This window comes from Arthrobacter sp. FW306-2-2C-D06B, from assembly GCF_021789175.1.
In the GTDB taxonomy this organism is placed as follows: Bacteria; Actinomycetota; Actinomycetes; order Actinomycetales; family Micrococcaceae; genus Arthrobacter.
In genome coordinates this window covers 4,377,129-4,396,987 of sequence record NZ_CP084560.1, presented here as the reverse complement: position 1 = coordinate 4,396,987, position 19,859 = coordinate 4,377,129, and the positions used below count along the sequence as shown (strand labels likewise).

The 19,859-nt window shown below is 64.9% G+C and carries 20 protein-coding genes; 15 read left to right on the top strand and 5 right to left on the bottom strand.

Annotated elements, in window-relative coordinates; all coding sequences use genetic code 11:
• Position 1 precedes the first annotated feature (1 nt).
• From kdpC to LFT47_RS20535, 3 genes are all read left to right on the top strand, one after another.
• A complete protein-coding gene (kdpC, locus tag LFT47_RS20545; protein ID WP_236813652.1) occupies positions 2–610 on the top strand; it encodes a K(+)-transporting ATPase subunit C in 609 nt (202 codons plus the stop codon).
• 80 nt (positions 611–690) lie between these two features.
• Entirely contained in the window at positions 691–3,333 is a 2,643-nt protein-coding gene (locus tag LFT47_RS20540) for an ATP-binding protein (protein ID WP_236813651.1), read from the top strand.
• Complete coding sequence (locus LFT47_RS20535) at positions 3,330–4,007, top strand: response regulator (RefSeq protein ID WP_236813649.1); 678 nt, start codon at positions 3,330–3,332, stop codon at positions 4,005–4,007. Before LFT47_RS20540 ends, LFT47_RS20535 begins: the two co-directional genes overlap by 4 nt.
• On the opposite strand, the gene LFT47_RS20530 is transcribed toward LFT47_RS20535, so the two are convergent.
• On the bottom strand, positions 3,997–5,877 hold the full coding sequence (locus tag LFT47_RS20530; RefSeq protein WP_236813647.1) for an ABC transporter ATP-binding protein: 1,881 nt from the start codon (positions 5,875–5,877) through the stop codon (positions 3,997–3,999). The two genes, LFT47_RS20535 and LFT47_RS20530, sit on opposite strands and share 11 nt — an antisense overlap.
• A gap of 100 nt (positions 5,878–5,977) precedes the next feature.
• On the opposite strand from LFT47_RS20530, the gene LFT47_RS20525 reads away from it, so the two are divergent.
• The 5 genes from LFT47_RS20525 to LFT47_RS20505 all read left to right on the top strand — a co-directional run bounded on the left by LFT47_RS20525 (position 5,978) and on the right by LFT47_RS20505 (position 9,100).
• A complete protein-coding gene (locus LFT47_RS20525) occupies positions 5,978–6,409 on the top strand; it encodes a MarR family winged helix-turn-helix transcriptional regulator (protein WP_236813645.1) in 432 nt (143 codons plus the stop codon).
• Between the two features lie 52 nt (positions 6,410–6,461).
• Positions 6,462–7,004: a hypothetical protein gene (locus LFT47_RS20520; protein ID WP_236813643.1), complete on the top strand. Its 543-nt coding sequence runs from the start codon at positions 6,462–6,464 to the stop codon at positions 7,002–7,004.
• A 114-nt stretch (positions 7,005–7,118) separates the two neighbouring features.
• Entirely contained in the window at positions 7,119–7,844 is a 726-nt protein-coding gene (locus tag LFT47_RS20515; RefSeq protein WP_236813641.1) for an SDR family oxidoreductase, read from the top strand.
• A 44-nt stretch (positions 7,845–7,888) separates the two neighbouring features.
• The gene (locus LFT47_RS20510; RefSeq protein WP_236813639.1) at positions 7,889–8,764 is read left to right on the top strand and encodes a helix-turn-helix transcriptional regulator; all 876 of its coding nucleotides are present in this window, start codon (positions 7,889–7,891) and stop codon (positions 8,762–8,764) included.
• Positions 8,765–8,785: 21 nt separating this feature from the next.
• The gene (locus tag LFT47_RS20505; protein WP_236813637.1) at positions 8,786–9,100 is read left to right on the top strand and encodes a carboxymuconolactone decarboxylase family protein; all 315 of its coding nucleotides are present in this window, start codon (positions 8,786–8,788) and stop codon (positions 9,098–9,100) included.
• 48 nt (positions 9,101–9,148) lie between these two features.
• Here the strand turns inward: LFT47_RS20505 and LFT47_RS20500 are convergent, their stop codons facing one another.
• Together LFT47_RS20500 and LFT47_RS20495 are read right to left on the bottom strand one after the other, a co-directional pair.
• Positions 9,149–9,592, bottom strand: a complete 444-nt coding sequence (locus LFT47_RS20500; protein ID WP_236813635.1) for a tautomerase family protein — start codon at positions 9,590–9,592, stop codon at positions 9,149–9,151.
• 62 nt (positions 9,593–9,654) lie between these two features.
• Positions 9,655–10,692 (bottom strand): hypothetical protein, encoded by a 1,038-nt coding sequence (locus LFT47_RS20495; RefSeq protein WP_236813633.1) that lies wholly within the window; start codon positions 10,690–10,692, stop codon positions 9,655–9,657.
• 300 nt (positions 10,693–10,992) lie between these two features.
• On the opposite strand from LFT47_RS20495, the gene LFT47_RS20490 reads away from it, so the two are divergent.
• The 4 genes from LFT47_RS20490 (at position 10,993) to LFT47_RS20475 (ending at position 13,239) form a co-directional block, all read left to right on the top strand.
• Positions 10,993–11,925, top strand: coding sequence for an NAD-dependent epimerase/dehydratase family protein (locus tag LFT47_RS20490; protein WP_236813631.1), 933 nt, complete (start codon positions 10,993–10,995; stop codon positions 11,923–11,925).
• 119 nt (positions 11,926–12,044) lie between these two features.
• A complete protein-coding gene (locus LFT47_RS20485; RefSeq protein WP_236813629.1) occupies positions 12,045–12,488 on the top strand; it encodes a hypothetical protein in 444 nt (147 codons plus the stop codon).
• Positions 12,485–12,790 (top strand): winged helix-turn-helix domain-containing protein, encoded by a 306-nt coding sequence (locus LFT47_RS20480; RefSeq protein WP_236813627.1) that lies wholly within the window; start codon positions 12,485–12,487, stop codon positions 12,788–12,790. The genes LFT47_RS20485 and LFT47_RS20480 overlap by 4 nt, the downstream gene beginning before the upstream one ends.
• Positions 12,791–12,837: 47 nt before the next feature.
• The gene (locus LFT47_RS20475) at positions 12,838–13,239 is read left to right on the top strand and encodes a hypothetical protein (RefSeq protein ID WP_236813625.1); all 402 of its coding nucleotides are present in this window, start codon (positions 12,838–12,840) and stop codon (positions 13,237–13,239) included.
• Here LFT47_RS20475 and LFT47_RS20470 read toward each other — a convergent pair.
• Both LFT47_RS20470 and LFT47_RS20465 read right to left on the bottom strand, forming a co-directional pair.
• Positions 13,236–13,940: an alpha/beta fold hydrolase gene (locus LFT47_RS20470; RefSeq protein ID WP_236813623.1), complete on the bottom strand. Its 705-nt coding sequence runs from the start codon at positions 13,938–13,940 to the stop codon at positions 13,236–13,238. The two genes, LFT47_RS20475 and LFT47_RS20470, sit on opposite strands and share 4 nt — an antisense overlap.
• 75 nt (positions 13,941–14,015) lie before the next feature.
• Positions 14,016–15,920, bottom strand: coding sequence for an FAD-binding monooxygenase (locus LFT47_RS20465; RefSeq protein ID WP_236813621.1), 1,905 nt, complete (start codon positions 15,918–15,920; stop codon positions 14,016–14,018).
• Between the two features lie 200 nt (positions 15,921–16,120).
• On the opposite strand from LFT47_RS20465, the gene LFT47_RS20460 reads away from it, so the two are divergent.
• Genes LFT47_RS20460 through hpaE form a run of 3 tightly spaced genes read left to right on the top strand, consistent with a single transcriptional unit; the run spans position 16,121 to position 19,835 of the window.
• Positions 16,121–17,587, top strand: coding sequence for a fumarylacetoacetate hydrolase family protein (locus LFT47_RS20460; RefSeq protein ID WP_236813619.1), 1,467 nt, complete (start codon positions 16,121–16,123; stop codon positions 17,585–17,587).
• Positions 17,580–18,254, top strand: a complete 675-nt coding sequence (locus LFT47_RS20455) for a GntR family transcriptional regulator (RefSeq protein ID WP_236813617.1) — start codon at positions 17,580–17,582, stop codon at positions 18,252–18,254. Before LFT47_RS20460 ends, LFT47_RS20455 begins: the two co-directional genes overlap by 8 nt.
• Positions 18,255–18,308: 54 nt before the next feature.
• Positions 18,309–19,835, top strand: a complete 1,527-nt coding sequence (hpaE, locus tag LFT47_RS20450; protein WP_236813615.1) for a 5-carboxymethyl-2-hydroxymuconate semialdehyde dehydrogenase — start codon at positions 18,309–18,311, stop codon at positions 19,833–19,835.
• The last annotated feature ends 24 nt before the right edge of the window (positions 19,836–19,859 follow it).

The following is a 19,859-nucleotide window of genomic DNA, read 5'->3' as shown; positions in this document are numbered from 1 at the left end:
CATGAATACCCTTCCCGGATATCTTCGGCAAGCAGGAACGGCCCTGCGGTTCCTGCTCCTGGCCACTGTGGTCCTTGGATTGATCTACCCATTGGCGGTTTTCGGTATCAGCCAAGCCGTTGCGCCCTTCCAAGCCAATGGCTCCATCGTGAAAGACTCGGCCGGCAAGCCCGCCGCTTCCGCGCTGATTGCCCAAGTCTCCGCCAACGACGCCGGCATTCAGAACCCCTTGTGGTTCCACGCCCGCCCCTCGGCAGCCAAGTGGGACCCGGGGGCATCCACCGCCAGCAACCTGGGCCCCAACGATCCCAAGCTGCTCGACGCCGTCAAAGCCAACCGTGCTGCTATCGCCGCCGAAGAGGGGGTCAAGGAATCGGACGTACCGGCCGACGCCGTGACGGCGAGCGGTTCCGGGCTGGACCCGCAGATCTCGGTAGCGTATGCCCGCCTCCAGGTGCCCAGGGTGGCCAAGGCCCACGGGCTGAGTCCTGAAACCGTGCAGGCCATGGTGGACCGCCGCACAGTAACCGGACTCGAGGCCTTCCTGGGGCAGCCGTCCGTCAACGTCACGGAGTTGAACCTGGACGTGGCCGCAGCGGCCGCCAACTAGCCAACTAAAGGAAACCAGCCAAGCGAGCGTTGCCGGTCCCGCGGGGAACCGCCGCGTTCAACAAGTGAAAGAATGACCACATGGCACGGGCAACGCTGCGCATTTTCCTCGGGGCAGCCCCGGGGGTAGGTAAGACCTACGCCATGCTTGCAGAGGCCCACCGGCTGCGCGGGCGTGGGGAAGACGTGGCGGTGGCTTTCGCCATGGACCACGGGCGCAGCGACACCCGTGCCTTGATGGACGGACTGGAAGTCATCCCACCCCACACGATTGCTTACCGGGACACGGCGTTCGAGGAGATGGACCTCGACGCGGTCCTGGCACGCAAGCCGCGCACCGCCGTCGTCGATGAATACGCCCACTCGAATATCCCGGGAAGCCGAAATCCCAAGCGCTGGCAAGACGTCGAGGAACTGCTCGACGCCGGTATCAACGTCCTCTCCACCGTCAACGTGCAGCACCTGGCTTCCCTTGGCGACGTCGTGAGCGCCATCACCGACGTCCGGCAGGCGGAGACAGTGCCCGACGACGTGGTGCGGCGGGCCGATCAAATCCACCTCGTGGACATCTCACCCGAGCTGTTGCGGCAACGGCTGGGCGACGGCAAGATCTACTCGGCGGACAAGATCGACGCAGCCCTGTCCAACTATTTCCGGATGGGCAACCTGACGGCATTACGGGAACTGGCACTGCTGTGGCTGGCTGACCGGGTGGATGAAGGGCTCGCGAAATACCGTTCGGAACAGGGGATCGAGGCGAGCTGGCCCGCCCGCGAACGCATAGTAGTCGGCCTCACAGGCGGCCCCGAGGGGGAAATTCTCGTCCGCCGCGCCGCCCGGATCCTCAAGCGCGTCAACGGCGGCGACTTGCTCGCGGTGCATGTCCGCGCCGCCGATGGCGTGGCCGCGGAATCTCCCCAGGCGTTGGAAGCCCAGCGCCTGTTGGTGCGGGATTTGGGCGGCAGCTACCACACCGTGGCAGGGGAGGACCCGGCGAAGGCCCTGCTTGACTTCGCCCGTAGCGTGAACGCGACGCAAATCGTCGTCGGGATTTCCCGACGACGGAGCCTCGTCGCCAGGCTGACCGGCCGGGGGATCGGCAACCGGGTGGTTCGCGACTCCGGCGATATTGACGTGCACATGGTTTCGCATCCCTTGGGAGGCCGGGGCGTCGACCGTCCGCGGCAGCGGGACCTTGGCCGCACCAGGGTGATCGTCGGGTTTGCCATGGCGGTGGTCCTGCCGGTCGCTTTGCAGCTCCTGCTGGCCGCGAGCCCTTCGCACAGCATTGCGACGGCGGTACTCCTCCAGCTCACGGGCTCGGTTGCCGTGGCACTGGTCGGCGGGTTGTGGCCCGCCCTTCTCGGTGCCCTGTGGAGCAGCCTGTTGGTGAACTTCTTCTCCATACCGCCCGTGGGAACCCTGACCATCAGCGACCCCGAGAACATCTTGGCGTTGCTGGTTTTCGTGGGCGTTTCAGCAGCTGTGGCCGCCGTGGTGGACGTTTCGGCCAGGCGCTCCAAGGAAGCCGCCCGGGCCCGCGCCGAGGCCACCACCCTGGGTGATCTCACGCGGGGGGCATCGAGCGCCGAGGACACCGTGGAAGGACTCTTGAACCAGGCCCTCGACGTGTTCCAGATGCGCGGTGCGGCGTTATTCAAGGCGGGGGGCCCGGGTGGCGGTGCGCCCGGCGGCTGGCGTCTCGTCGCCAAAGCCGGGGAGGCCGCACCCGTCCCTCCCGACGGCGGCGAAAACACCGAGCAGATCGACGCCGGAACCCGGTTGGTCCTTTCCGGCCGCATCCTGCCCGCCAGCGACCGCCGGTTGCTCAGCGCCTTCGGCGCGCACCTCTCAGCCCAGCTTGAGCGGCGACAGCTGGCAGCTAGCCGGCGGGAGGTCACGCGCTTGGCCGAGAGCAACACCATGCGCACCTCCATCCTGCGCGCCGTCTCCCACGACTTGCGGACTCCGCTGGCAGGGATCAAATTGGCCGTAGGCGGCTTGCGGCAAAGCAGCGTGCATTACACACCCGAGGAGGAACAGGAACTGCTGGCAACGATCGAGGAATGCTCGGACAGGCTCGACGTCCTCGTGGGGAACCTCCTGGACATGTCCCGCATTACCTCTGACTCGGTGAACGCACTTATTCGCCCGGTGCGCTGGTACGAGGTGATCCCGACCGCCCTCCATGGCATACCGCAGGGGCGGGTGCGGGTCGACCTGCCCGGAAACATGCCGGAGATCGACGCCGACGCCGGGATGCTGGAACGCGTCATTGCAAACATCGTGGAGAACGCCATCAAGTACGCACCGGATTCCGATGTTGTGCTGGTGGGAGCCTCGGGTGGCTTCAGTTCATCGGCCCTGGACGGGAGGCCGTCCGGAGAACTGCGCATCATCGACCACGGCCAAGGCGTCCCCGCCGAAAGCGTGGTCAGGATGTTCCAGCCATTCCAGCGGCTCAACGACGTCCCTTCCACCACCGGGGTTGGGCTGGGGCTCGCCGTGGCGAAGGGATTCACGGAAGCGATGGGAGGCACCCTCACCGCGGAAGAGACTCCGGGCGGCGGCCTGACCATGGTCATTCGGCTTCCGCTGTCCACAGGGGTCGCGTTCCCGCACGAGGAGGCGCAAGCTCCCATGGAAGCGCAATCGGTGCTCTTGCATCGTCGCCATGTGCCGCCGTCGGGCAATTCAGATAGCGCCTCCGGGGAGGCGAGATGAGCAACGTCCTGGTAGTGGATGACGATCCCCATATCGTCAAGGCGCTTCGGATTACGCTCCAGGCCCACGGTTACACCGTGGCCACCGCGGCCGACGGCGAATCGGCCTTGCGCTCTGCAGCCCAGCACCCGGTGGGCGTCTTGATCCTCGACCTGGGTTTGCCGGACATCGACGGAACCACGGTCATCACCCGCTTGCGTGAATGGAGCAGCGTGCCCATCCTGGTCCTGTCCGCCCGGCACGGCTCCGACGACAAAGTTGAAGCCCTCGACGCCGGCGCGGACGACTACATCACCAAGCCCTTCGGGCTCGACGAGCTGCTGGCGCGTCTCCGGGCGATCCTGCGGCGCACGTCGGAACCCGGCGAAGAACCGCCCGTGCTGGTCACTGAATCATTCACTGCGGATTTGGCCATGAGACGCGTGACCCGCGACGGCGAAGACGTCCGGCTGACACCGACGGAGTGGCGGATCCTGGATCTCTTCGTACGCAATCCCGAGAAGCTGATCACCCAACAGCAGCTCCTCAGCGAGGTCTGGGGCCCGGCCTACGCCAAGGAAGCCAATTACTTGCGCGTGTATATGGCGCAGCTCCGGCGGAAACTGGAACCGGAGCCGGGGAACCCTCGCCACCTGATCACCGAGGTGGGGATCGGATACCGGTTCATGCCGTGAGGCGGGTTGCGGCGCCGGCAAACTCCACCGTCTCTCCGGCCTCGACAAGCCGTGCATACGCGCCGCCGGCATCGAGAAGCTGGCCGGGAGTGCCGACTTCGACAATGGCACCCCGGGCCAGCACTGCCAGCTGCTCAGCTTTCTCCACGGTGGAGAGCCGGTGGGCGATGGTCAGCGTCGTCCGGCCGACGGCCAGGCGGTCGAGCGCAGCCTGGACCTGGGCCTCCGTGGCGTTGTCCAGGGCGGAGGTGGCCTCGTCGAGGACCAGCACTTTGGGATTCCGCAGGATGGTCCGGGCAATGGCCAAGCGCTGCTGTTCTCCTCCGGAGAACCGGTGGCCACGGGCTCCGACCATGGTGTCCAAGCCGTCGGGCAGGCTCGCGACCAGGTCCGCGATCTGCGCGGAGGCCAGCGCGCTCCACAGGACTGCGTCGTCCGCGCCGGGTGCGGCCAGCAACAGGTTTTCCCGGATGGTGTCGTGAATCAAGTAGGTCTCCTGGGACACGACACCCACGATTTTCGTCAGGTCCTCCGGGGCGATGTCGCGGACGTCAACCCCATCAATGGTGATCCGTCCCGCTGTGGCGTCATGCAAGCGGGGGACCAGCGAGCCCAGCGTCGATTTCCCGGAGCCCGTGGGGCCCACGATTGCGGTGCTGGTGCCGGCCGGAAGCGTGAGGTCGATGCCGAGCAGCACTTCAGTGCCGCCGTCGTACGCGAAACGGACGCCTTCGAAGCGGACCTCGCCGCGCACTGCGGCCGGGTCCAGCGGGACGGGCCGCGCCGGCGCCGTGATCTCGGGAGTCAAGTCCAGGTACTCAAAAATGCGGCTGAACAGGGCCATCGCAGTGACCCACTGGACGCCGAGGTCCAGCAGGCTCATGACGGGACGGAAGATGGCGGACTGCAGCGCCGTAAACGCCACGAGCGTGCCGATGGTCATGCCTCCGCTCGTGACGGGCAGTCCAGCGGCGAGGTAGATGAGCGCCGGAATAGCCGAGAAGATGATGCCCATGGTGGACATCCGCCAGCGGCCGGCCAATTGGGAGCGCATCTCCAGACCGATCAGCCGCCTGGAGCTTTCCGTGTAGCGGTGGGCGTCGCGCTTGGTGGTTCCGAGGGTTTTGGAGAGCCGGACGCCGGAGACCGACAGCCCTTCCTCGACCTGCGTGTTCATGGTGGCCAGTTCGCTCTGGAGCGTGGACGTGATGTTGCGCCGGAGCAGGGCCACCCGGCGGGTGAACCAGACAGCCGGCGGGATCACTATCAGGGACAGGAGCGAGAGCCCGGGTGAAATGGCCACCATGGCGATGGCGGTGGCAATGGCCGTGGTCAGATTCGAGGCAACACCGGTGGCGGTGGAGGTGATGACCTGCTGCAGGCCGGAAATGTCGTTGTTCAACCGCGACTGCACCTCGCCGCTGCGGGTCCGGGTAAAGAATCCCAGTGATTGCTGCTGCAGGTGGGTGAACAAGCGTGTGCGCAGCGTGTGCATGATCTTCTGGCCCATGCCCGTGGTCATCCATGTCTGCAGCACGCCGATGAGTGCGGTTGCGGCTGCTACGGCAATCAATCCGGCGGCCAGCCACGCGAGAAGCGGCAGATCCTTGCCGGGGAGTGCGACGTCGATGATGTGGCGGACCAGGAACGGCTGCGCCAGCCCGATGATGCTGGAAGCGCTGATGAGAAGCACGACGGCGGCAATGGTCACTTTGTGCGGTGAGAACAGCCCGGCGATCCGTTTGAGGCGCACGGGATGCTGTTTCAGTTGGGTGCGGTCGGCGGGATTGAGGCGGGCAGGGCCGCGGCCGGGACTTCGGGCTCCAGTGCCCGGTCGATGGGGATTTTGGGTGAGGATATTCTCCGTCATAAGCACCACCTCCAGTGGCGAGCGGGGCGCGGGAATCGCGCCTACTAATGCAGAGGCTACCTCACTATGTGGTTACTGGTCAAATTGCTAGACTGGCAGCATGCACTCACAGCCCTCTGATTCTGCCGACCTCGGCGATCTCTTCCATGCCGCTTTCCGGGGGCTGCGCAGGACCTGGGCCGAACAGCTGTCTCCATGGGAGCTGACGCCGCACCAATGGCGGGCGCTGATGACGCTGATGCGCCCGGCGCCCGGTGAGCCGATGCGGCTGAAAGACCTTGCGGAACGCCTGCGCATTGCTCCGCGTTCGGCCACGGAAGTGGTGGACCAGCTCGAGGTCAAAGGCCTCGTCCGTCGCGATCCGGACCCTACGGACCGGCGGGCCACCCTTGTCGCCGCCACACCCGCGGGGCAGCAGCTCTTTGCGAAGGTCAGTGCCGAACGGCGCGGCAAGTCCTCCGAGTACTTTGCCCGGCTCAGCGCAGAGGATCGCGCCGAGCTGGCCCGGATTCTGGGGCAGCTCGGGGATTGAGGCCAACGCCGCCTCCCTGCCAAGTTGCCGCGGAGTAGGTAGAGTCGAAGCCATGACTCGCCGGAAGGTTCCAGTTGCCCTGGTCGCGCTCCCTTTCGCGTTGTGCCTCATCGCACTTGCGCCCGCGGAGACCGCAGGGGCCGAATCCTGCAGTTCACAGGGCCTCTTAGGTGTGGTTGGGATGTGTTCTCCCAGTAGCTCCCAGTCTCCCCGGCCGTCGGTCAAACCCACACCGTCCGCCACGGCCAGCCCACCGGTACAACCGCAACCCCAACCGGATCCCGGCGTCGTAGTTCCTCCCGGTGGCGCGTCAACGCCCTCGCCGGCGGTGACCGCTGAACCGGCACCTGCCCAGGTGGCGCCACCGGCCACAACCGGCGTTGCAGCGCCTTCGCCGGCCGTTTCCAGCCCGAGTCCCTCGGCGCAAGATTCGGCCTCGGCTGCCGCCGTCGCCCGGGTCGACCCCGGTTCGCCCGCCCAGAGCGACCATCCCATCGCTCCAACCGTCTCAGTGGCTGGAATCCTGGTGGCCTTCGGCGGAACCCTGATTGCCGCGGGCGGAGTGGTGGGCCTCAGAAGATATCCGCTGCTCTAATCCCGGACCCTGGAATCGGCGGGAAACAGGTAATAGCGGACCCTGCCTCATTCCGAGGTGCGTTCCTAGGATTGAAAGCAAGCCGACAAGCTTTCATCGAAAGAGGGACAAATCATGGGTAGTGGACAGGGACGGGTTGCCGTCATCACCGGGGCGTCGTCGGGAATCGGGGCCGCCACGGCGCGGGCCCTCGCCGCAGATGGTTACCGGGTCGCCCTGCTCGCACGGAGGTCCGACCGGATACAGGCCTTGGCTGATGAGCTCGGGGACGGCGCCATTGCCATTGAGGCAGACGTCACCGACCGCAGCTCCCTGGTCGCGGCCGCGGAGCGGGTCAAGGCAGAGTTCGGCGGGACCGACGTCTTGGTGAACAACGCGGGGATCATGCTGCTGGGTCCGTTCTCTTCGGATCAGCAGGAGGACTACCGCCAGATGATCGAAGTCAACCTGATCGGGGCGATCACAGCGACGGAGGTCTTTTTGGACCAGCTCCGCGATGGTGGCGGGGACTTGGTCAACATCTCTTCTGTCGCCGGCAGGACGGCCAGGCCCGGCAATGGCGTCTACGCCGCGACCAAGTGGGGAATGAACGGCTGGTCCGAATCACTCCGCCAGGAACTCCAGCCGGGGGTTCGGGTCACGGTCATCGAACCCGGGGCGGTTGCTACAGAGCTTCCTAGCCACATCACGCATGAGCAAACCCGGCAGGGCGCCGAAGCGATGTACAGCCAGGTGGCTGTCACGGCCGAGGACATCGCCGAAGTCATCGCGTTCGCAGTCAACCGCCCGCGGCACCTCACCATCAACGAGATCCTGCTGCGGCCCGCCGGCCAGGCCTGAATCGGCGGAGCCGTGAGTCGCCGTCGTCGAAACTAAGGTAATGAATGGACAACAGGACCGAAGTGCAGGACTTCCTGACGTCGCGCCGCGCCCGGGTAACCGCGGAACAAGCCGGGATTCCCGTCTACGGGCGTAACCGGCGCGTCAAGGGCCTTCGTCGCGAGGAAGTTGCAATGCTGGCCGGCGTGAGCGTGGACTACTACGTGCGCATGGAGCGCGGCAATATCTCCGGTGTCTCGGAGAGTGTTCTCGACGCAGTCGCGCGCACCCTCCAGCTGAGCGAGGTTGAGCACGCCCACCTCCACGATCTCGCCAACACGGCCAACAGCAGCGGGGCCCGCCGCGCACGCCCGGTGACGCTCCACGTACGCCCCGCTATGCAGCGCATACTCGACTCGATTGTCGCTCCCGCCTGGGTTAGGAACGGCAAAGCCGATTTTCTTGCTGGCAACCGTCTGGGACGGGCGCTCTACGTGCCGATCTTCGTCGATCCCCGGCGGCCGGGAAACACCGCTCGATTCCTTTTCCTGGACCCACGCGCCGGGGACTTCTATCCCGATTGGCCGGAAATGGCCCGCGGCATGGTCGCAACCCTTCGCGCCGAGGCCGGCAAGCACCCCTACGACAAAGGCCTCACCGACCTCATCGGCGAACTCGCGACCCACAGCGAACCCTTCCGCCAGCTCTGGGCTTCACACGAGGTCCTCGTCCACCGCAACGGCACCAAGCGCCTTCGGCATCCCGTTGTCGGCGATTTGGAACTCACGTACGAGGCCATGCAACTGACCACCGACGAAGGCCTCACCCTCCTCATCTATGCCGCCGAACCGGGTTCCCGGTCCGAGGAAGGCCTCCGGCTGCTCGACAGCTGGGCACCCGTGGAGAGCGTCGAAGGCAAACCCTTCGCCCCCCGTATATGAATCAATAACAAGGAGAACCCCATGACCGAACAATCCCGTGCCCAGCAACTCGTCGGAGACATCTCGCCCAAACTTGCCTCACTCACCGACGACGTTCTCTTCGCCGACGTCTGGGAACGGCCCGAACTTGCCAAGCGTGACCGGAGCCTCATCACCGTTGCTTGCCTCGTGACGAGCGGCAGCACCGAACAGCTTTTCGGGCACCTGCGTCTTGCGAAGGCCAACGGACTGAGCGAGGCCGAATTGAGCGAGGCGATGACGCACCTTGCGTTCTACGCGGGCTGGCCGAAGGCGATGTCAGCCATGGCGGTCGCCAAGCAGGTGTTCGCCGAGTAGCCAAAGTCCGGGGCGCTTGGCGCCCCGCTGCCGGTTTCTGCCCCGAAGTCAGGCCTGCGGGGTTTGCCTTTGGAGTGAGGCAATCTGTGCGCGCGCGGCTGCGATGAGTTCCTCATTGGTGTTGGCGTGGCCGCTGAGGCCCCACCCGCCGTCGGGCGCTTCCGTAAGCAGGACCCAGGTCCGTTCGGGCAACGTCGGATCTCCTGCGGCCGTCGCGACGAGCGCGGTGAGCTGTTCCACCAAAGCGAGCTGCTTTTCGCGGTTCAATGCACCCGCGTTCGTGAGCACCTGGACGCGCACGTAGTTGCTGTCGCCGTCGACATTCGACAGATCCCCTTCGGGGAGTTCATGGATGAATGCCGCCGTGTTCTTGCGGAACATCGGGATATCCGGCACCTGCTCCACCCGCATCACCGTCGACGCCAGATCAGCGGCGAGCTGGTGTTTGTCGGCGAAGGTCCCGGTGGTGGCGTACACGTCGATCATGGGCATAATGCTTCTCCTCTTCGATGCAGGTCAACCGTCATTTGTTGTGCCATCCTTGCACTGTGCTGTCACCGTGTCTTCCTCTGGGCAATCATTTGCGGGTCGTCTGGCTTGACGTCCTTGGAGGTGCGGTTCTTCGGCCGGTGCGGCATGATCGGCTCCGAAGCGTAGCGTCGTGGGCCGCTCCACATTGATGGCGGGGCGTCGATCGCGTAGGCGAGGGCGTATGCGACCTTTTCGTAGTTGACGCGCCAGCCCCTGAAGTGGGGCCACGCTTGTTCCGCCGTCACCTCAACCGGGTAGTCGACGGTCCGCATGAGCTCCACGGCCGCTTGAAAGTCTTCGAAAGTCACATTGAGTTCGGAATCGGGGTCGGGGTCTTCCTCGACCGGGATACGAATAGCCCGGGCCACTTGATTCAGGCAGGTGAACCCCATCCGAAGGACCAGCCGCGCCCGGGTGCTCGGGGCCGACCCCGGACTCAAGGAAAGCTGCAACGCGGCCGCGTCCATGACGCTGAGGAGCGAGTTGAGCCAGTTCGATTGCGGTGAAGGTGAACGGAACCACACCAAGGTGAGGTAGGTGCTGTGTGACTCGGCTACATCCGCGGCCCATCGCTCCCACCTTTGGTAAAGCTCGCTGAGCTCGCTCGTACTGGTTTGAGCGGCCATGCCAAACCGTGTGCGCACCAGAAGCTCCGGTCCCCATGAGGGTGAACCTGCCCGCGATACCAGGAGCGTTACCTCCGCCTCCCGCCTATTGAAGGCCGCATAGAGGGTTGGCAAGTAACCGATCTGCAAAGCGATGACAATCAACCCGGTATATGCGGCCACGTAAACCAACACCGTATTGCCGACATTCGATGGCGCAGCGTAGCCGAGGGTGAACATCGCGGAGCCGGCCTCGCTTGAGGCTTGCCAGTAGTCGCCGTCGACGAAGGGAAGGAGCAGGAGGCTGAACGACAGATCGAACAGGATCACCCAAACCAGCAAGCGGACGAAGAGCGCCATCGGAGACTGCCAGGCAAGGATCCGATCACGCGCTTCGTACGAGGTGACGGGTTTTGTGATGGCAAAGAAGATTTTCGCAGTGACCAAATGGGTCACCCGTGAAAGGTTGCTGTGCAGTGGACGTGGCACAATCAGCGTTCCGATCACACTCATCCAGTTCAGGAGCAACCCAAGCAACCCGACTGAAAAACACGCCCACACTATTACTGTCAATGCACTCTTTCGACATTGTTGGACACCAATTCAGCTATTGACCACCGGTAGGGACAAAGCTGGTGAGGCTCGTATCATTCATTCCACGCTCGGATCTTGTCAAGGGTGATGGGTTCCGTCGTGTTGTAGGGTGTGCCGTGTCACCCAGCAACGCATGGCCGGACAGCTCAGGAGATAACCATCGTGGCAAGCCATCTCATCCTCGGCGCGGGACTGGTAGGCGGGACGCTCGCGAGGCAGCTCTCCGCCCGTGGAGACCAGGTAACACTCGGCACGCGCAGTGGCACTACGATCCCTGGTGCGACTCCGGTGAAGCTGGACGCCAGCAGCCCGGCCGATGTGACAGAGGCTGCGCGCGGAGCCACCACGATCTTCGTTTGCACCAACCCGCCTTACACCAACTGGGTAGCCGACTGGCCGCCGATCTTCGACGCCGTGATCACGGCAGCCCGTGATTCCGGGGCCGCGCTTGTGCTCATGGGTAACCTCTATGCGTACGGACCGCCGGCCGGCCCGATGACCGAGCACTCACGGCTCGCCACCACCGAGAAAAAGGGCCTGGTGCGTAAGGCGGGTTGGGAGAAAGTCCTCGCCGCGCACGAACGCGGTGAAATCCGGGCCGTGGAGGTTCGGGCCAGCGACTACTTCGGTCCTGGCGCTGCGGGGATGTCGACACACCTCGGCGGTGGTTTTTTCGAACCACTCTTGGCCTCGAAGACGGCGCGCGTCGTTGGGAATCCCGCACTCGAGCACAGTTGGAGCTTCCTTCCCGATATTGCCGCGACGCTGATCGCTGCTGCAGACCACGCGGGCGATTGGGGGCGTGCCTGGCATGTGCCGAGTGCGTCCGTCCCGCGCACAGAAATCGTGCGGCAGGTAAATGAGCGCTGGGGCGTGAATGGCCGGGTCGCCTCGATCCCGCAATGGCTACTTCTGGGCCTCGGCGCAGTCGTTCCCATGATGCGCGAGATCTCAGCTTCTAGCTACCAATTCACGATGCCCTTCGTCATCGAATCCACGGAGACACAGAAGATGCTGGCTGTTACGGCAACACCCTGGGACGAGGCATTGGGGGCCACAGTGGACAGCTACCGAAAGCCTCCGACGAGCAGCTAAGCCGACTAAGGCAGGCGAGGGGGCGAATGGGACGACGCCCCAAGGAAAGTACTTGACTAAATGGAAAGTACTTTCCTATGCTTTTGGAAGCGCACGCCATCAGGGAGAGGAACCCATTCATGGACGACACAACGGGCAGTCCGTCGCCGGCGGAGGCGCAGGAACTCCTTGCCAGAGCCGCTTCGATCGGGGCCACCTCGCTTAATGCTGCGGCCTGGCCGGTGGCAATGGTCTTCACTAGCCTGGCCATCCTGGGCTCCATGCTGATGATCGGAATGCAGATCGTTTCCTACACCGGGTACGGCGCGCCCCTGCTCGCCATTTCCGTAGGCATTTGGGGCGCCGCGACCGCATGCATCTGGCCCATGTTCCAGAGGTCCACCAAAGCAGGGTTCACCAAGCGGTTCTTGACATCCCTCGTCGCCTATTTCGCTCTCTATGGGGTTGCGCTGGGAATCGGAGCCAGCCTTTTCCGCGACGGCAACTTGTGGTTCTACATACCGGCTGCCATCGTCCTGGCTGGCGTCGGCATGGCCGCGGCGTTCCGCGAACTGCGCGCATGAGCCTTTCCGCCGAGCATCCCCGCCACAAGCTCAATGAACTCATCCATTCTCCGGTCCGCTTCTCCATCATGGCAGCGCTGGCCCGCGCTGAATCGTTGGACTTCAAGGACCTCCGCGACGCCATCCAGGTCAGCGATTCCGTGCTCAGCAAGCAACTGGCGGCGTTGGAGAAGGCTGGTTACGTGAAGATCAGGAAGTCCTTTGCCGGGAAAATGCCGCGAACGTCGGCAAGTTTGACCCCTCACGGACGCGAAGCCTGGAACGGACACTTGCAAACCCTGCGGGACATCGCGGGTGGCTAGTGCTTGGGGCCGCCTCTGGCAGCTCTCCGGCTTGCTAGGATCGGCGCATGGAGTCGCGCGTTCCAAACAGCCCGGGCGTCCACCTCGTCCACCTCGTCCCTCGGATTAGTCCAGATGCCGCACCGGAACGCGCGGCGCAGGGCAACTGGAACTGGATGCGGGCCACCGTCCGGCCAGTTCGCGGAACCGTTGCGTCCAGGAATGTAGGGCTCTCGGAAGACGGGGGAGTGTCGTCATTCGCCCTGACCATCAGAACGGGCGAGCCGGGCATCGCATCGTTCGAAGCTGGATGGAAGCCACCAGCGGGCAGTCCGGACCTCCTGCAGTCCCAGGTCCCGGGCATCGGCGCCGAGGCCCGGGTCTGGGTTCCCGGTCAATCCCAGACAGGACAACCGCTATTCGTCGTCGAAGTCGTCGACCCGACGGTTGCGCTGGATAGACAGCCCTAGCCCTTCCGCTCAACCGCCGCAAGAATTGCTTTCCCGAGCTCCATCGGCTTGGTGAACTGGGGCCAGTGTCCGGTGGGCACATCCATGAATTCGACGTCGTTGATGCGCGCGAGCTCGGCCACGAAGGGGTGGCCCGATTCGATCCATTCTCCGAGCAGGCTCGAGGGGAACTCGCACGCGATGATGGTGGCCGGGACGTCGTAGCGGCGGACATCGTGCAAGCGCTGTTTATCGGTGGTCACGTTCTTTGGTTCCGGGATGGCACGTGCGCGGAAAGCAGCCCGCAGTTCGTCATTGAGGTCCACGAGGTCCTCATCTTCGAAAAGCTCCCATGGCGGCAACGGCACGGAATCTCCCTCAACAGGCAGTTCGTCGTTGATGACGCCGCCCTCGCCGAGTGGGCCGCTGTCCACGTACACCGCCCGGACCACGCGGTCCGGGCGGGCGTCGACGGCGCCGTGGATGATGGCACCTCCGCCGGAGTGGCCCACCAGCACAACGGGATTGCCCGCGGCGTCGATGGCCGCCACTACTGCTTCGATGTGATCCCTGAGGCCGATGCCGGATCTTGGGGCATCAACGGCCTCCAGCCCAGGCAGTGTGAGCGGGTGGACCGTGTGCCCCGCAGCAACGAGCGGCGGCGTGACCTCCGACCACGAAGAAGCGTCCAACCAGAATCCGGGAACCAAGATGATGTCCATGCCGGTACCCTACGACGGGCCACCGACAGTAATGAACCCTTGTGTTGGTCCCGCAGGCGAGAACGCGCCAACAGCTCACACTTCCGCGGTTCGTCCCGATCGAAGGAGGGGTGCGAAGAACGCGGCGAGTTCCGCCGTCGCGGTCAAGGGTAAGACGTTCGCCACGTACTGGTCAGGCCGCACCACAACAACGACGCCGCCGCGGTCGAGGCCGCGCAACTCGAAGATGTCCGCCGACGGGTCGGTGCCGTAGACGTTCTCGAGGTACGTGAGCTTGAACGGTCCCACCTGCGGCTTGAATGCCTCCGGCACGGCCCCGATGTCGACGCTCGTGTGTTCCTGCTGGTAGATCACCTTCACGTCGAACCACGCGTCACAGTCAGCGCCCGACGGCGTTGAGGCCAGCGGCGAGTCCGGCGAGTTCGCGATCCACTCGGCAAAGTCCGCCACAGCTCCGGAGGAACCGGCCGGTGCGCTGTCCGCGAAGACGTAGATGCGCCACCGTCCGTCCGCCTTGGCCTGGTGGCCGAGTTGTAGCGGGTTGGTGTCGCAGACGCGCACCACCGGCGCGGACTTGAAGCGCTTGCCGATGGTGAATCCTGTGGCCAGGTCCTGGTGAGTTGGTTCGGCGACGAGCGGCGAGGGGGCGTAATGGGTCATGAAGCCGGCGGGGAACTCTGCCGTGCTCACGTAGAAGTTCTCCAGCTCGGTGGGGTCCTCAAATTCCTCGGGCTTCTTCGCCATGAGCGTGGACCACTCTTTGTCGAAGTCGATGAGGTTCTTGGCAACGACTTGGCGCTCTGCGGAGTAAGTGGACAGTAGGCTCTCCGGGCTGCGGCCTTCGAGGACGTGCCCGAGCTTCCAGGCGAGGTTGAAGCCGTCCTGCATGGAGACGTTCATGCCCTGCCCGGCTTTGGCGCTGTGGGTGTGGCAGGCGTCGCCGGTTATGAAAACGCGTGGCGTGCGGGTGCCGCGTTCGTCCGGCAGGACGTCGTCGAACCGGTCGGTGAGGCGGTGGCCCACTTCGTAAACGCTATGCCAGGCGACGTTGCGGACATCGAGAGTGTAGGGGTGGAGGATTTCGTTCGCCTTGGCGATGATCTGCTCGATCGTGGTGCTGCGCACGGAGCGGTTGTCATTCCGGTCCACCTCGCCGAGGTCGACGTACATGCGGAAGAGGTGGCCGCCTTCGCGCGGAATCAGCAGGATGCTGCCGCCGGTGCCCGACTGGATGGCGCATTTCGTGCGGATATCAGGGAAGTCCGTGACGGCAAGGACGTCCATGACGCCCCACGCGTGGTTGGCTTGGTCGCCGGCGAGCGTGCAGCCGATCGACTCCCGCACTTTGCTCCGGGCGCCATCCGCCCCCACGACGTACTTGGCCCGGACGATGCGCTCCCGGCCTTCGTTGGGTCCCGCGGTGTGGAGAAGGGTAACCGTGACGGGGTAGTCGCCCTCACCGCTGACCTCGAGGCCGCGGAACTCGTAGCCGTAGTCGGGAGTCATGCGGGTGGGGGAGTTCGCCATGAACTCGGCGAAGTAGTCGAGCACGCGCGCCTGGTTGACGATGAGGTGCGGGAATTCGCTGATGTCTCCTGTCGGATCGTCGAGGGCGCGGGCGGTCCGGATGATGCGCGAGGGATCCGCGGGGTCCGGCTTCCAGAACGCCATCTCGGTGATCCGGTACGCCTCGGCAATGATCCGCTCGGCGAATCCGAAGGCCTGGAAGGTCTCCACGCTCCGGGCCTGGATCCCGTCGGCCTGGCCGATCGCGAGCCTCCCAGGGCGGCGCTCCACGATCCGGGTTGTGACGCCCGGGAACTGTGACAACTGCGCGGCGGCGAGCATGCCGGCGGGTCCGCTGCCCACGATGAGCACGTCGACCTCGTTGGGAAGTTCGGCGGGCCTGTCGATGCCGACGCCGGCGGCCGCTTGGACTCGGGGGTCGCCGGACACGTAACCGTGGTGGTGGAACTGCATGGGCTTTCCTCACTTCATCGTGTGGTTGTTCAATTATAGAACTGTGAATTCTCTATATGAACCCAGAATTGGATTCATACTGTACGGCAGGGGTGACGTGGGCTACAAGGCCCTCGCAGCCTGAAAGCCGGGGGTTGACGTCCCGAAGCTCCCGGGTCATAGTTATCGTATACGATTTCGTACTCGATGAGGAGTAAATCTTGGAACAGGTCACCGACCACATCCTGGCCGCGGCCCGCAAGGTCATCGCGGTGCATATCAACTACCCCAGCCGGGCGGCCCAGCGCGGACGTACCCCCGAGCAGCCGTCATACTTCCTGAAGCCATCGACTTCCCTTGCGCTCAGTGGCTCAGCGGTAGAGCGCCCGGCCGGCTGCGAACTCCTCGGCTACGAGGGCGAGATCGCGCTGGTCATCGGCAAGCCCGCCCGCCGCGTGGGCATGGAGGACGCGTGGAGCCACGTCGAGTGGGTGACCGCCAGCAACGACCTCGGCGTCTATGACCTGCGCTACGCGGACAAGGGCTCCAACCTCCGGTCCAAAGGCGGCGACGGCTTCACCCCGGTGGGTCCCGCGCTCATCCCGGCCGCCGACGTCGACCCCTCCGGACTGCGCATCCGCTCCTGGCACAACGGCGAACTTGTCCAGGACGACACCACCGAAGACTTGCTGTTTCCCTTCGCGCGCCTCGTTGCCGATCTCTCCCAGCTCCTCACGCTCGAAACCGGCGACATCATCCTGACCGGTACCCCGGCCGGCGCCTCCGTCGCCCAGCCCGGCGACGTCGTCGAGGTTGAAGTGACCGCGGGTGGTTTCAGTAGCGGCCGCCTCACCACCGCAGTCACGGAGGGTACGACGCCGTTCGCGGACTTCGGTGCCCGGCCCAAGACCGATGACACCCAGCGGGAGGAAGCATACGGTTCCCGCGAAGCCGCGGGTTTGGCGCCGCTGGAAAAACCGGCGCCTGTCCTGAGCCCGGAGCTGAAGAAGAAACTCGAAAGCGTCGCCACCGCGACCTTGTCCAGCCAGTTGCGCAAGCGCGGGCTGAACAATGTGAGTATCGACGGGCTGCAGGCCACGCGTCCGGACCGCCGCGTGGTCGGGCTCGCCCGGACCCTGCGCTATGTCCCCAACCGCGAGGACCTGTTCGCAACCCACGGCGGAGGGTTCAACGCGCAGAAACGGGCCATCGACTCCGTCAACGAAGGCGAAATCCTGGTCATGGAGGCCCGGGGCGAAAAAGGCACGGGAACTGTCGGGGACATCCTGGCGCTGCGTGCCCAGATGCGCGGTGCCGCGGCCATCATCACCGACGGCGGCGTGCGCGACTACTCGGCGGTGGCAGGACTGGACATGCCCACCTATTTCGCCAACCCGCACCCCGCCGTGCTGGGCCGACGCCACATCCCCTGGGACACGGACATCACCATCGCTTGCGGCGGGGCCACGGTCCAGCCCGGGGACATCATCGTGGCCGACTCGGACGGCATCCTGGTGATCCCGCCGGCCATCGCCGGGGAGCTCGTGGATGAGTGCATCGAGCAGGAGAAGGAAGAATCCTTCATCTTCGAAATGGTCAAGCAGGGCAACAGCGTGGACGGTTTGTATCCGATGAACGAGCAGTGGCGTGCCCGCTACCAGGAGTGGGAAGGAACCCAAGGTGACTGAAACCGCCGTCGGGAGCAAGTCCGAGCAGGCCTATGCGGCCGTCAAGGCGCGGATCGTGGAGGGCACCTACACGCCGGGTTACCGGCTGGTGCTGGCGAAGATCGCCGAGGACCTGGGCGTGAGCGTGGTTCCGGTCCGGGAGGCGATCCGCCGCCTGGAGGCCGAGGGGCTCGTGAAGTTCGAGCGCAATGTCGGCGCCACGGTCTCCGGGATCGACCCCACGGAGTACCTGTACACGATGCAGACCCTGAGCATTATCGAGGGGGCCGCGACGGCGTTGTCCGCACCGCTTATCGATTCGGTGGCGATTGCCCGCGCCCGTGCGGTCAACGCCGAGATGCGCAACTGCCTGGAGCATTTCGATCCGGTCCGCTTCACTGCGTTGAACCAGGATTTCCACAGCGTGCTCTTTGAACACTGTCCCAATCCGCACATCCTGGACCTCGTGCACCGGGGCTGGAACCGGCTCGCCTCGATCAGGGCCTCGACGTTCCGCTTCGTCCCCGGCCGTGCGCAGGAATCCGTCAAGGAGCACGAGGCGCTGCTTCAGCTCATCGAAGGCAACGCCGACCCCGACACCATCGAACAAGCCGCGCGGCGCCACCGCTCCGCCACCCTCGACGCGTACCTCGCACAAAGCAACGCGGGGTCAGTTAGCGCCCATTAAGCGGCCCAACATAGGCCGTAAGTGACCCCGCGTTGCAACAGCAAAGGAGAAACAATGACGTTCACTGCACCGGAAACCACCACCCATTACGTCCCGAACGACCTTCCCACCCACATCCAGCACTTCATCAACGGCCAGTTCGTTGACTCGGTGTCCGGGAAGACCTTCGACGTCCTGGACCCGGTCTCCAACGGTAACTATGCCACCGCCGCGGCCGGGCAGAAGGAAGACATCGACCTTGCCGTCGCCGCCGCCCGCGAAGCTTTCGTGAACGGCCCGTGGCCGAAGATGAAGCCGCGCGAACGCGCCCGCGTCCTGAACAGGATCGCCGACGCCGTCGAAGCCCAGGAAGAGCGCCTCGCCGAGCTGGAGACCTTCGACACCGGCCTGCCGATCACCCAGGCCAAGGGCCAGGCGTTGCGTGCGGCGGAGAACTTCCGCTTCTTCGCGGACCTGATCGTGGCCCAGTTCGACGACGCCATGAAGGTACCGGGTTCGCAGATCAACTACGTAAACCGAAAGCCGATCGGCGTCGCGGGCCTCATCACGCCGTGGAACACCCCGTTCATGCTCGAGTCCTGGAAGCTTGCCCCGGCCCTGGCCACCGGCAACACCGTGGTCCTCAAGCCTGCCGAGTTCACGCCGCTCTCGGCCTCGCTCTGGGCCCAGATCTTCAAGGACGCCGGACTGCCCGACGGCGTGTTCAACCTGGTCAACGGCCTCGGCGAGGAAGCCGGCGACGCCCTCGTGAAGCACCCGGACGTGCCGCTGATCTCCTTCACCGGGGAGACCACCACGGGCCAGACGATCTTCCGTAACGCCGCCGCCAACCTCAAGGGCCTGTCCATGGAGCTGGGCGGCAAGTCGCCGTGCGTCGTGTTCGCCGACGCCGATCTGGACGCAGCGATCGACTCGGCACTGTTCGGGGTCTTCTCCCTCAACGGGGAACGCTGCACCGCCGGCTCACGCATCCTCGTCGAACGCGCCATCTACGACGAGTTCTGCGAAAAGTACGCGGCCCGCGCGAAGAACATCGTCGTCGGGGACCCGCACGACCCCAAGACCCAGGTCGGCGCCCTCGTCCACCCCGAGCACTACGCCAAGGTCGCCTCGTATGTGGAGATCGGCAAGTCCGAAGGCCGGCTGCTCGCCGGCGGTGGTCGCCCGGAAAACTTGCCCGCAGGGCTCAACAACAGCAACTACATCGCGCCCACCGTGTTCGCCGACGTCGCCCCCGACGCGCGGATCTTCCAGGAGGAAATCTTCGGTCCCGTCGTAGCGATCACCCCGTTCGAGAACGACGACGAAGCCCTCGCCTTGGCGAACAACACCAAATACGGACTGGCGGCCTACATTTGGACCCAGAACCTGACCCGAGCCCACAACTTCGCGCAGAACGTCGAGGCCGGCATGGTGTGGCTCAACAGCCACAACGTCCGGGACCTGCGCACCCCGTTCGGCGGCGTCAAGGCCTCGGGCCTGGGCCACGAAGGCGGCTACCGCTCCATCGATTTCTACACCGACCAGCAGGCTGTGCACATCACCCTCGGCACCGTCCACACTCCTAAATTCGGTGCCTAACCACCGGGCAGCCCAACTGACTCG

Coding starts and splice junctions, on each gene's coding strand:
- kdpC (WP_236813652.1), top strand. CDS start 2: ATGAATACCCTTCCCGGATATCTTCGGCAAGCAGGAACGGCCCTGCGG.
- LFT47_RS20540 (WP_236813651.1), top strand. CDS start 691: ATGGCACGGGCAACGCTGCGCATTTTCCTCGGGGCAGCCCCGGGGGTA.
- LFT47_RS20535 (WP_236813649.1), top strand. CDS start 3,330: ATGAGCAACGTCCTGGTAGTGGATGACGATCCCCATATCGTCAAGGCG.
- LFT47_RS20530 (WP_236813647.1), bottom strand. CDS start 5,877: ATGACGGAGAATATCCTCACCCAAAATCCCCATCGACCGGGCACTGGA.
- LFT47_RS20525 (WP_236813645.1), top strand. CDS start 5,978: ATGCACTCACAGCCCTCTGATTCTGCCGACCTCGGCGATCTCTTCCAT.
- LFT47_RS20520 (WP_236813643.1), top strand. CDS start 6,462: ATGACTCGCCGGAAGGTTCCAGTTGCCCTGGTCGCGCTCCCTTTCGCG.
- LFT47_RS20515 (WP_236813641.1), top strand. CDS start 7,119: ATGGGTAGTGGACAGGGACGGGTTGCCGTCATCACCGGGGCGTCGTCG.
- LFT47_RS20510 (WP_236813639.1), top strand. CDS start 7,889: ATGGACAACAGGACCGAAGTGCAGGACTTCCTGACGTCGCGCCGCGCC.
- LFT47_RS20505 (WP_236813637.1), top strand. CDS start 8,786: ATGACCGAACAATCCCGTGCCCAGCAACTCGTCGGAGACATCTCGCCC.
- LFT47_RS20500 (WP_236813635.1), bottom strand. CDS start 9,592: ATGCCCATGATCGACGTGTACGCCACCACCGGGACCTTCGCCGACAAA.
- LFT47_RS20485 (WP_236813629.1), top strand. CDS start 12,045: ATGGACGACACAACGGGCAGTCCGTCGCCGGCGGAGGCGCAGGAACTC.
- LFT47_RS20480 (WP_236813627.1), top strand. CDS start 12,485: ATGAGCCTTTCCGCCGAGCATCCCCGCCACAAGCTCAATGAACTCATC.
- LFT47_RS20475 (WP_236813625.1), top strand. CDS start 12,838: ATGGAGTCGCGCGTTCCAAACAGCCCGGGCGTCCACCTCGTCCACCTC.
- LFT47_RS20470 (WP_236813623.1), bottom strand. CDS start 13,940: ATGGACATCATCTTGGTTCCCGGATTCTGGTTGGACGCTTCTTCGTGG.
- LFT47_RS20465 (WP_236813621.1), bottom strand. CDS start 15,920: ATGCAGTTCCACCACCACGGTTACGTGTCCGGCGACCCCCGAGTCCAA.
- hpaE (WP_236813615.1), top strand. CDS start 18,309: ATGACGTTCACTGCACCGGAAACCACCACCCATTACGTCCCGAACGAC.